Origin of the sequence: Streptomyces sp. NPDC059037, assembly GCF_042740015.1 — a bacterium.
GTDB lineage: Bacteria > Actinomycetota > Actinomycetes > Streptomycetales > Streptomycetaceae > Streptomyces.
The window spans coordinates 86,346-97,108 of sequence record NZ_JBHYIG010000004.1; the positions used below are offsets into that span (position 1 = coordinate 86,346).

Here is a 10,763-nt window from a genome sequence, read left to right on the forward strand (position 1 = left end):
GTGAGGACGGCAAGGGCGGCTACAGCCGCGCCCCACAGTGCGGCCACGGGCTCTTCCCCCGCTGCACATACAGCTTCTTCGCGCGGTACGTCTGCTCCTGCGCCGGAGCATCCTGCGGGCGGCCCTTGCCGCCGAGGCTCTGCCAGGTCCGGGTGTCGAACTGGTAGAGGCCGCCGTAGGTGCCGGAGCCGTCCACCGCGTTCGGGCGGCCGCCCGACTCGCACTGGGCGAGCCCGCGCCAGTTCAGGCCGTCCGCGCCCGCCACCGAGTCCGGCGGCGGCTTGGTGCCGACCTTCACGATCCGCGTCTGGGGCTCGCGCACCACCTCGGACTTCACCCGGCGCGGCTTCTGCTTGACGCCGTTGACGGTCCGCAGGGCGTAGGTGGCCCGCCGGGTGCCCTGATGCCCCGGGCGCTCGACGACCTCCGTACCGCTGAAGAGCGTCGGGTCCTGGGTGCGCCGCACGTCGAAGGGGATCGGCTCCTCGCGTACCTCCTTGCGCCCGGAGATCCGCATCACGGTGATCGTCTGGCCGTCGCGCGGAAAGCTGCCGGGCGCGACGGAGGTGGTGTCCTGGCCGTGCAGGCTGACGCCGGACTCCTCGACCGCCTCGCGCACGGTCGCCGCGTTGGTACGGATGGTGCGCTCGCGTCCGTCCGCCATGACCGTCACGGTGCGCTCGGTCCGTACGTCGAGGTCGAGGCCGCCCCGGTCGATGCGCTTGCTGCGCGAGGCGGAGAGCTGGGCGCCCTCCGCGCGCACGCCGAGCTGGCGCAGCGCGCCGTCCACCGTGCGCGCCGTCGTCCACACCTCGCGCCGCTCGCCGTCGAGGGTGAGCTCGACGGGCCGGCCGTAGCGGATGGCGATCTCGTCGCCGCTGGCCAGGGCGGTGTTCGCGGTCGGCGCCACGATGTCGTGGGCGTCGAAGTCCACGCCCTCGTCCTCCAGGAGCTCGCCCACGTCGTCGGCGAAGGTGTGCAGGGTGCGGGCCTCGCCGTCGACGGTGAGCTGCACGGCCTTGTCGTTGGCGACGAACGCCGAGGTGCCGCCGGCGAGGAAGGCCACCACGAGGGCCTGCGGCAGCAGCCGCCGCAGCGAGTCGGGCCGCTCCGGGCCGCTCTTCCTGCGCCGCGCGGCCCGCCGCGCCTGGGCCCGGCCGCCGACGGGGCGCGGGGAGTCGTCGGGGCGCGGGGCGTCATCGGGGCGCGGGGCGTCGACGGGCTCGGGCCCGGTGGACTGCCGGGGGAAGTGAGACGTCCCGTACTGCGCTTGACTCACGACGACGCTCCACGGTTCGGGTCCGGATCGGGCGAGGCGGACAGAACCTAGCGGAGCGATCGTCACTCTCCAAAGCGCCACGGCTACGCAGTGTCGTCGTACTGCCCTGAACTATGGGGCTTTAGGCGTTATCGGTCAGTAATCAAAGGCGCGCGCGGTGTTCGCGGAGATCGCCTCGGCCATGGCGTCCTCGCCGATGCCCCGCACCTCGGCCATGGCCCGCAATGTGACCGGAATGAGATACGGAGCGTTAGGCCGTCCGCGGTAGGGAGCGGGCGTCAGGAACGGGGCGTCGGTCTCCACCAGGACGAGTTCCAGCGGCGCGACGGCCAGGGCGTCCCGCAGACCCTGCGCGTTCTTGAAGGTCATGTTGCCGGCGAAGGACATGAAGTAGCCGTGTTCCGCGCACACTTGGGCCATCTCCGCGTCGCCGGAGTAGCAGTGGAAGACGGTGCGCTCGGGGGCGCCCTCCTCCTTCAGGACGCGCAGCACGTCGTCGTGGGCCTCGCGATCGTGGATGACCAGGGCCTTGCCGTGCCGTTTGGCGATCTCGATGTGGGCGCGGAAGGACCGCTCCTGGGCCTCCTTGCCCTCCGGTCCCGTGCGGAAGTAGTCGAGGCCGGTCTCGCCCACGCCCTTGACGTGCTCCAGCGCGGCGAGGCGGTCGATCTCGGCGAGCGCCGCGTCGAGCGCCGCGTCGCCGCCCGCCTGGCGCGCGCCCTGCCGGGACCACCCGTCGGGGTCGCCGTGCACGATGCGGGGCGCCTCGTTGGGGTGCAGGGCGACCGTGGCGTGCACGGCGGCGTACGCGGCGGCCGTCTCGGCGGCCCAGCGCGACCCCGCCACGTCGCAGCCGACCTGCACGACCGTCGTCACGCCGACCGCCGCGGCCTTGGCGAGCCCCTCGTCCACCGTGCCCGACTGCATGTCGAGGTGGGTGTGGGAGTCGGCGACCGGTACCCGCAGCGGTTCGGGCAGCGGCGGCGCGGCGTTCTTGGAGTCGGCGTCGTTGGAAGGCATGCCCCGATCCTACGAAGGGCCCGATCCTGTGCAGCGGGGTGTCATCCCGCCTTGCGGTGGTGGAAGGGGTGCAGCAGCGCCGACAGGTGCCAGTGGTGGTGCTTGGGCTCACCGGCCGCCTCCGCCGCGTCCGGCTCCTTGTGCGCCGCCCGCGGCGCGTGAGACCGCTGCATCAGATCGAGCACCGACGAAACCTGCCCGGCCCGCATGATCCGCACCACATGACCGTCGCAGTTCAGGCAGGTCGGCCGGGACAGCGGCGACGGCACGTGCCGGCCGTCCGCCACGTAAAGGACGAACTCCTTGCCCTTGGCGTCGACGTGATGCTCGATCTCGTACGACTGCTCCCAGCCGTGCCCGCAGCGCATGCAGGCGAAGGCGTACGACTCGTGAGCAGTGTGTGTCGTGGTTGTCGCGGTGGACGCCGTGGTTTCGTGACCGGTGTCGGCGATCTCACTCATGCCAGCTCCTCTTGTCCGCTGGACAAGCGCCGTCCGACCGGGGCTTTCCTCCCGGCCGGCAGCGTCGGGACGGGTGCGTCCCTTTGACCAGTGGACGCTTTTCCCGGAGCGAGCGCATCAGACCTGTCGAGCGTTGAAGGCGATTTGGCCTTTCATTGGCCTTCAGGCCCGGTGCGCGGCCCGCACTTTGCCTTTCACGATAGTCCTTTGCCCTCTGATGGGGCGCTCTGAGCCGCATTCTTTGCCGCGACGACGGCATCGAAGACTTCCCGCTTGGGTACCCCGGCCTCGGCGGCGACGGCGGCGATCGCCTCCTTGCGCCGCTCCCCCGCCTCCTCGCGCACCCGCACCCTGCGCACCAGCTCGTCGGGGCCGAGTTCTCCGGGGCTCTTCTCGGGGGCGCCCTCGACGACGACGGTGATCTCACCGCGCACTCCGTCGGCGGCCCACTCCGCGAGCTCCTTCAGCGAACCGCGCTTGACCTCTTCGTACGTCTTGGTCAGCTCGCGGCAGACCGCGGCCCTGCGCTCGTCGCCGAACGCCTCGGCCATCGCGGCCAGGGTGTCGTCGATGCGGTGCGGTGCCTCGAAGTAGACGAGGGTGCGCCGGTCGTCGGCGACCTCCTTCAGACGCGAGAGGCGCTCGCCCGCCTTGCGCGGCAGGAACCCCTCGAAGCAGAAGCGGTCCACCGGGAGGCCCGAGAGCGCGAGCGCCGTGAGCACGGCGGACGGGCCCGGCACGGCGGTCACCTTGATGTCGCGCTCCACGGCGGCCGCGACCAGGCGGTAGCCGGGGTCGGACACGGAGGGCATCCCGGCGTCGGTCACGAGCAGCACCCGCGCACCGCCCACCAGGGCCTCGACAAGCTCGGGCGTACGGGCGGTCTCATTGCCCTCGAAGTACGAGACGACCCGCCCGCCGACCTGCACGCCGAGCGCCTGGGTGAGCCTGCGCAGGCGCCGGGTGTCCTCGGCGGCGACGACGTCGGCCGACTCCAGCTCGGCGGCGAGCCGCGGCGGCGCGTCCGCCACATCGCCGATGGGCGTGCCCGCAAGGACAAGGGTTCCGGGGGAATCAGCGCTTCCTGTCACGGTTCCATCCTCGCAGGGGCCGGGAGGGCCCAGGAGCGGGACTCACACAGCCGGGTTCCCTACGATGGCGCGGTGACCAGTACCGCGTCTTCCCCGGACACCCGCCAGGGCCAGGCAGCCGAGGAGCAGCAGCCGTCGTGGCAGCGCAGGCTGCGCCGCTTCGGCTATGTGGCGCGGCCCAGAGGCAGCGACGACGTCCGGGCCCGCCTCGTCCCCGCGTACACCGAGCCGAGCCCACGGCTGTGGCTGACGCTCGGGGTGCCGAAGGCGACGGCGGATCTGCTGGTCAAGTGGATGGGCTGGATCGGCCCGCTGCTGATCACGCTGGTCGCGGGCCTCACGCGGTTCTGGAATCTAGGCAGCCCGAAGGCCGTGATATTCGACGAGACGTACTACGCCAAGGACGCCTGGGCGCTGATCCACCGGGGCTTCGAGGTCAACTGGCCCGAGAAGGTCAATGACACCGTGCTCGCGCAGGGCAGCGGCGTCAAGATCCCCACGGACGCCGCGTACGTCGTGCATCCGCCGGTCGGCAAGTACGTCATCGGCATCGGCGAGTGGATGTTCGGCTTCGATCCGTTCGGCTGGCGCTTCATGACGGCGGTGCTCGGCACCCTGTCCGTCCTGATGCTGTGCCGGATCGGGCGGCGGCTCTTCCGCTCCACGTTCCTGGGCTGTCTGGCGGGCGCGCTGCTCGCGGTGGACGGCCTGCACTTCGTGATGAGCCGCACGGCGCTGCTCGACCAGGTCCTGATGTTCTTCGTGCTCGCCGCGTTCGGCTGTTTCCTGATCGACCGGGACAAGGCGCGGGAGCGGCTCGCGGCCGCGCTGCCCACCGACGAGGACGGTGTCGTACGGCCCGACGCGTACGTCGCGGAAACGGTGCGCCTGGGGTGGCGGCCGTGGCGCTGGGCGGCCGGGCTCTGCCTGGGCCTCGCCTTCGGCACCAAGTGGAACGGCCTGTACATCATGGTCTTCTTCTGCTTGATGACCGTCCTGTGGGACGTCGGCAGCCGCCGCGTCGCCGGGGCGGACCGCCCCTACCGCGCGGTCCTGAAGCGGGGCGTGTTCCCGGCGTTCGTCTCGACGGTGCCGGTCGCGCTCGGCACGTACGTCCTGTCCTGGCTCGGCTGGATCCTCTCCCCGACCGACGGCAGCGGCGGCTACTACCGCAACTGGGCGGCGACGGCCGGCAAGGGCGGCGACTGGACGTGGCTGCCGGACTGGCTGCGCAGCCTGTGGCACTACGAACACGCGGTGTACGAGTTCCACGTGGGGCTCTCGTCGCCGCACACCTACCAGTCCAACCCGTGGAGCTGGATCGTCGACGGCCGCCCCGTCTCCTACTTCTACGAGTCCCCGCTGCCCGGCAAGGACGGCTGCCCGTCCGACACCGCCGAGAAGTGCGCCCGCGAGGTCCTCGCGCTCGGCACCCCGATGCTGTGGTGGGCGGCGGGCTTCGCGCTGCTCTACGTCCTGTGGCGGTGGGCGTTCCGCAGGGACTGGCGGGCCGGGGCGATCGTGTGCGGGGTCGCGGCGGGCTATCTGCCCTGGTTCATGTACCAGGAGCGGACGATCTTCTTCTTCTACGCCGTCGTCTTCGTGCCGTTCCTCTGTCTGGCCGTGGCGATGATGATCGGCGCGATCATCGGCCCCGCGGGCTCCAGTGAACGGCGGCGGGTGGTGGGCGCCGCGAGCGCGGGCGTGCTCGTGCTCCTGATCCTGTGGAACTTCATCTGGTTCTGGCCCATTTACACCGGCCAGGCGATTCCCATCGATTCCTGGCGGGCCAGAATGCTGCTCGACACTTGGGTGTAGGGCGCACGTTGGACACCTTCGGATAACAGCCCGCTCATCTGTCACCTCCTCCCCTTAAAGTTCGGGGCGAACGACTTTCCGTGTTCATTCGGATACGGGAAGGCTCCTGGGGAGGGGGAAGCGCATCATGCGCAAAGGGGTAAAAGTCGCCCTGGTGGGCGGGGTGTTCGCCGTCATGGTCGGGGGTGCCGGATACGGCGCGTACAACTTGGTGAACGGCGTGACCGGGGGCGGCGGTGCGTCCTCTTCGGGCCCCGAGGCCGTGAAGACGGGGCCGCCCACGGACAAGGAGACCGCGGAGACCGCCGGAAAGTTCCTCGCCGCGTGGGCGAAGGGCGACGCCGAAGAGGCCTCCACGTACACGAACAACGCGGAAGTGGCCTCGCTCCTCCTGACCGGCTACCGCGAGGACGCGCACCTGACGAAGGTGAAGCTCACGCCCGGCAAGGCGACCGGGGCGCGGGTGCCGTTCTCCGTCGAGGCGACCGTCTCGTACGAGGGGAAGACCAAGCCTTTCGCGTACGAGTCCGAACTCACCGTCGTCCGTGGCGTCACCACCGGCCGTGCGCTCGTCGACTGGGACGCGTCCGTCGTCCACCCGGACCTGGAGGACGGCGACACCCTGCAGACCGGTGAGGCCGCCGCGCCGCCCATCGAGGCGGTCGACCGGCACGGCGAGGTCCTGGACAAGAAGGACTACCCGTCGCTCGGCCCGGTCCTCGACCAGCTGCGGGCGAAGTACGGCGACACGGCGGGCGGCACACCCGGCGTCGAGCTCTACGTCCAGCACGAGACCGAGGACGCGGGCACCGAGACGCTGCTCACCCTCGCCAAGGGCAAGGCGGGACAGCTGGAGACGACGCTGAGCGCGCCCGCGCAGAAGGCGGCCGAGAAGGCGGTGGCCGCGCACCCCGAGTCGTCGGTGGTCGCCGTGCAGCCGAGCTCCGGCGAGATCCTGGCGGTCGCCAACCACCGGGCGGACCAGTTCAACGCGGCGTTCGAGGGCAAGATGGCCCCCGGCTCCACGATGAAGATCGTCTCGGCGGCGATGCTCATCGACAAGGGCGTGACGACGGCGAGCGGCCCCGCGCCCTGCCCGAAGAGCGCGGTCTGGCAGAGCCACCGCATCGAGAACCTGCCGGGCCTGGCCCCGAACGAGAACGCGACCCTGGCGGACAGCTTCGCGCGCTCCTGCAACACCGCGTTCGTGAAGCTGGTCGACGAGGAGGGCATCACGGACGAGTCCCTCACCGAGGAGGCGCAGAACCGCTTCGGCCTCGGCCTCGACTGGAAGGCCGGCGTCCGGACGGTCGACGGCACGGTCCCGGCCTCCCCGGGACCCGACCGCGCGTCGAACATGATCGGCCAGGGCCAGGTGCAGATGAACCCGCTCAACCTCGCCTCGGTCACGGCGACGGCGATCACGGGCACCTTCCGGCAGCCGGTCGTCGTCGCCCAGGGCATGGACGACCGCGAACTGGCCGAGACACCCGGCAGCCTGCCCGCCTCCACGGTCCAGCAGCTGCGCCAGATGATGAACCGCACGGCGGTCAGCGGCAGCGGCGCCGGCGCCATGTCCAAGCTCAGCGGGAACATCGGCGCGAAGACAGGATCGGCGGAGGTCGACGGCCAGGCGAAGCCCAACAGCTGGTTCACCGGCTACCGGGGCGATGTGGCGGCCGCCGCGGTGGCCGAGGAGGGCGGCCACGGCGGCGACACGGCGGGGCCGATCGTGGCGGCGGTGCTTGCCGCGGGCAGCTGAGAGACACGTGGTCGGGGGCTTCATGAAAGCCCCCTAGTGTGGGGCCGTCCGGTGCGGAACTCGGACGCTCTGGGGATCTGCGGAGGGGTTTGTGGGCAAGCGAGGGCGCGCCAGCGAGCGCAAGGGCATCAACAGCATCACGGGTACCACCGGCGCGAAGAACGCCAAGGTGCACCCGGGCGTGCTCGGCGGCGCCGCCGCTGTGGTCGTGTGCGGTCTCGGCCTCGCCGCGTACAGCCTGATCGGCGGCGGCTCGTCCGGTGACGACGGCGGCCCGACGGTCGACGAGAAGCCGGTGGCCGCGGGCCCGCCGACGGCGGCCGAGGTGCGCGCCACCACCCAGGGCTTCCTCGCCGCGTGGGAGAAGGGCGACGTGGCGGGCGCCGCCGCGCTCACCGACGACCGGGCGGCGGCGAAGACCGCGCTCACCGCGTACGCCAAGGACTCCCACCTCACGAAGGTGAAGCTGACGCCGGGCAAGCGGGCGGGCGCCAAGCTGCCGTTCTCGGTCACGTCCACGGTCTCGTACGAGGGAAAGACCAAGCCCTTTTCCTACGGCTCCGAGCTCACCGTCGTACGAAGAAAGCACGACGGCAAGACTCTGATCGGCTGGCAGCCCTCCGTCGTCCACCCCGAGCTGAAGGAGGGCGACCGCCTGGTCACCGGCGAGGCCGGCGACCCGCCGATCAAGGCGGTCGACCGGGACGGCGCGGAGCTGACGGCGAAGAAGTACCCCTCGCTCGGCACGGTGCTCGACTCCCTGCGCGAGAAGTACGGCGAGAAGGCGGGCGGCACGGCGGGCGTCGAGCTGCGCGTCGTACGCAAGGGCAGCGCGAAGGCGGCCGAGAAGTCGGCGACGACGAAGGACGACGCGAAGGCGACCCCCGACAAGACGCTGCTCACGCTCTCGCCGGGCACGCCGGGCACCCTGAAGACGACGATCGACGCGTCGCTCCAGTCGGCCGCCGAGAAGGAGACCGCGAAGCGGAAGCAGGCGTCGGTGGTCCTGGTGAAGCCCAGCACGGGCGAGATCCTGGCGGCGGCGAACTCGAAGCCGGCCGGCTTCAACACGGCGTTCCAGGGGTCGCTGGCCCCCGGCTCGACGATGAAGGTCATCACGTCGTCGCTGCTCCTGGAGAAGAAGCTCGCGGGCGTGGACAAGAAGCACCCGTGCCCGAAGTACGTCACGTACGGCGGCTGGAAGTTCCAGAACGACGACAAGTTCGAGATCAAGGACGGCACGTTCCGCGCGAGCTTCGCCCGTTCCTGCAACACGGCCTTCATCAGCCAGGCCAAGAAGCTGCAGAACGACTCCCTGACCAAGCAGTCCCAGGAGGTCTTCGGCCTCGGCCGCGACAACTGGTCGATCGGCGTCCCGTCCTTCGACGGCGGCATCCCGGTGCAGAGCGACGCGCAGATGGGGGCGTCGCTGATCGGTCAGGGCGGGGTCCGGATGAACCCGCTCAACATGGCGTCGGTGGCGGCCACGGTGAAGTCGGGCACCTTCAAGCAGCCGTACCTGGTCTCGCCGGACGTCGACAACCGCACGCTGGCGACGGCACCGCGCAAGATGTCGGGCGCGACGGTGGGGGCGCTGCGTGACCTGATGCACTACACGGCGGTGGCCGGGACCGCGGTCGAGCCCATGTCCGGGCTCGGCTCCGACATGGGCGCGAAGACCGGCTCCGCGGAGGTCGACGGCCAGAAGAAGCCGAACGGCTGGTTCACGGCGTACCGCGGGGACCTGGCCGCGGGCGCGGTGGTCCAGGAGGGCGGCCACGGCGGCGAATCGGCGGGACCGCTGGTGCGGGCGATGTTCCTGGCGGGGCAGTAGCCGCTCTGTCCTGGCTGTTGTCCGGAGCCCGCCGTCCGGCATGCGGATACCTGGTCGCGTGCCCCGTACACAGACCGCTAGCGTGCCGGGCATGAGCGCTACCGAATCCCCCGCACACCCCCGTTTTGCCGCGGCCCTGGGCGAGCTGGGCCTCGCCGGCCTGGTCGGCGACATCCGCCGCTTCCCTGACCAGACCCGTACCGCCCAGGAGGCCGCCGCGGCGATCGGCTGCGAGCTGAGCCAGATCTGCAAGTCGCTGATCTTCGCGGCGGACGGCGTCCCGGTCCTGGTCCTGATGGACGGGGCGTCGCGCGTCGATCTGGAGCTCGTACGCCGGGAGTTGGGCGCGGAGAAGGTGACGCGCGCGAAGGCGGACATCGTCCGGGAGACGACGGGTTACGCGATCGGCGGCGTACCGCCCTTCGGCCACGTGACGAAGACCCGGGTCCTCGCCGACCGCTCGCTCCTCGGCCACGACGTGGTGTGGGCGGCGGCGGGCACGCCGTACGCGGTCTTCCCCATGGCGCCCAAGGATCTGATCGCCCACGCGAACGGCACCCTGGTGGACGTGCGCGAGCTCGGCGAATGACCCCGCTGGTCGCGGCGGCGGTCCTGCTGGCCGCCGTCACGCACGCCAGTTGGAACGCGATCGCCCACCACATCACGGACAAGCTGCTCGGCTTCACGCTGATATCCGGCGGCGGGATGCTGATCGGCCTGCTCCTGGCCCCGTTCGTCGCGATACCGGCGGCAGGGGCCTGGCCCTACCTCGTCCTCTCCGCGGCGATCCACGTCGGCTACATGGCCCTCCTGATGCGGTCGTTCAAGCTCGGCGACTTCGGCCAGGCGTATCCGATCGCGCGCGGGACGGCGCCGCTGGTGGTGACGGTCCTCGCGGCGGTCTTCGCGGGCGAGATCCCGGACGGCTGGCAGGCTGCGGGGGTCGCGGTGTCGTGCGCGGGGCTGACGGGCCTCGCCCTGTGGGGCATCCGCGGCACGGGGCGCCGTCCCAACTGGGCGGCGATCGGCGCGGCGCTGGCCACGGGGGTCTCCATCGCGGCGTACACGGTGGTGGACGGACTCGGCGTCCGGGCGTCCGGCTCCGCCATGGGGTACATCGCGTGGCTGATGATTCTGGAGGGGGTCGCGATTCCGGTGTACGCGGCTTACCGCTGGCGCGGTGAACTGCCGGGCCGCCTGCGCCCGTTCGCCGGGGTCGGCCTGCTGGGCGCCGCGCTTTCCGTCTCCGCGTACGGCCTGGTCCTCTGGGCCCAGACAAAGGCAGACCTGGCGCCCATCTCCGCCCTCCGGGAGTCGTCGATCATCGTGGGCGCGGCAATCGGGGCGGTGTTCTTCAAGGAGCGGTTCGGGGCGCCTCGCCTTGTGGCGGCGGGCCTGATGGTGGCGGGGATCGGCTTGATGCTGCACGCGGGGTGAGGGCTGGGGCCTGGCCTGCGGCGCTTCTTTCCCCAACCCCGCCCCTTCCCGAAACCGGGGC

Annotated in this window: 9 protein-coding genes; 5 read left to right on the forward strand and 4 right to left on the reverse strand. The window is 71.2% G+C overall.

The window, feature by feature from the left end; translation table 11 throughout:
• Nucleotides 1–19: 19 nt before the first annotated feature.
• The 4 genes from ACFWY6_RS01980 to rsmI form a co-directional block, all read right to left on the reverse strand.
• Nucleotides 20–1,279: a ubiquitin-like domain-containing protein gene (locus tag ACFWY6_RS01980; protein ID WP_384685222.1), complete on the reverse strand. Its 1,260-nt coding sequence runs from the start codon at nucleotides 1,277–1,279 to the stop codon at nucleotides 20–22.
• A gap of 135 nt (nucleotides 1,280–1,414) precedes the next feature.
• Entirely contained in the window at nucleotides 1,415–2,299 is an 885-nt protein-coding gene (locus tag ACFWY6_RS01985; RefSeq protein WP_384685225.1) for a TatD family hydrolase, read from the reverse strand.
• A gap of 41 nt (nucleotides 2,300–2,340) precedes the next feature.
• Nucleotides 2,341–2,760 (reverse strand): hypothetical protein, encoded by a 420-nt coding sequence (locus ACFWY6_RS01990; RefSeq protein WP_384685228.1) that lies wholly within the window; start codon nucleotides 2,758–2,760, stop codon nucleotides 2,341–2,343.
• A gap of 194 nt (nucleotides 2,761–2,954) precedes the next feature.
• On the reverse strand, nucleotides 2,955–3,851 hold the full coding sequence (rsmI, locus tag ACFWY6_RS01995) for a 16S rRNA (cytidine(1402)-2'-O)-methyltransferase (protein WP_384685230.1): 897 nt from the start codon (nucleotides 3,849–3,851) through the stop codon (nucleotides 2,955–2,957).
• Nucleotides 3,852–3,923: 72 nt separating this feature from the next.
• On the opposite strand from rsmI, the gene ACFWY6_RS02000 reads away from it, so the two are divergent.
• From ACFWY6_RS02000 to ACFWY6_RS02020, 5 genes are all read left to right on the forward strand, one after another.
• A complete protein-coding gene (locus ACFWY6_RS02000; RefSeq protein ID WP_384685233.1) occupies nucleotides 3,924–5,669 on the forward strand; it encodes a dolichyl-phosphate-mannose--protein mannosyltransferase in 1,746 nt (581 codons plus the stop codon).
• Between the two features lie 127 nt (nucleotides 5,670–5,796).
• On the forward strand, nucleotides 5,797–7,431 hold the full coding sequence (locus ACFWY6_RS02005; RefSeq protein ID WP_384685236.1) for a penicillin-binding transpeptidase domain-containing protein: 1,635 nt from the start codon (nucleotides 5,797–5,799) through the stop codon (nucleotides 7,429–7,431).
• 91 nt (nucleotides 7,432–7,522) lie between these two features.
• Entirely contained in the window at nucleotides 7,523–9,265 is a 1,743-nt protein-coding gene (locus tag ACFWY6_RS02010) for a penicillin-binding transpeptidase domain-containing protein (RefSeq protein WP_384685239.1), read from the forward strand.
• A 91-nt stretch (nucleotides 9,266–9,356) separates the two neighbouring features.
• Nucleotides 9,357–9,854, forward strand: coding sequence for a YbaK/EbsC family protein (locus ACFWY6_RS02015; protein ID WP_384685242.1), 498 nt, complete (start codon nucleotides 9,357–9,359; stop codon nucleotides 9,852–9,854).
• The gene (locus ACFWY6_RS02020; protein WP_384685244.1) at nucleotides 9,851–10,702 is read left to right on the forward strand and encodes an EamA family transporter; all 852 of its coding nucleotides are present in this window, start codon (nucleotides 9,851–9,853) and stop codon (nucleotides 10,700–10,702) included. The genes ACFWY6_RS02015 and ACFWY6_RS02020 overlap by 4 nt, the downstream gene beginning before the upstream one ends.
• Nucleotides 10,703–10,763 lie beyond the last annotated feature (61 nt).

Bases quoted from the DNA above. Each gene is read 5' to 3' on its own strand.
- ACFWY6_RS01985 (WP_384685225.1), bottom strand. From the start codon at position 2,299: ATGCCTTCCAACGACGCCGACTCCAAGAACGCCGCGCCGCCGCTGCCC.
- ACFWY6_RS02015 (WP_384685242.1), top strand. From the start codon at position 9,357: ATGAGCGCTACCGAATCCCCCGCACACCCCCGTTTTGCCGCGGCCCTG.
- ACFWY6_RS02005 (WP_384685236.1), top strand. From the start codon at position 5,797: ATGCGCAAAGGGGTAAAAGTCGCCCTGGTGGGCGGGGTGTTCGCCGTC.
- ACFWY6_RS01990 (WP_384685228.1), bottom strand. From the start codon at position 2,760: ATGAGTGAGATCGCCGACACCGGTCACGAAACCACGGCGTCCACCGCG.
- ACFWY6_RS02020 (WP_384685244.1), top strand. From the start codon at position 9,851: ATGACCCCGCTGGTCGCGGCGGCGGTCCTGCTGGCCGCCGTCACGCAC.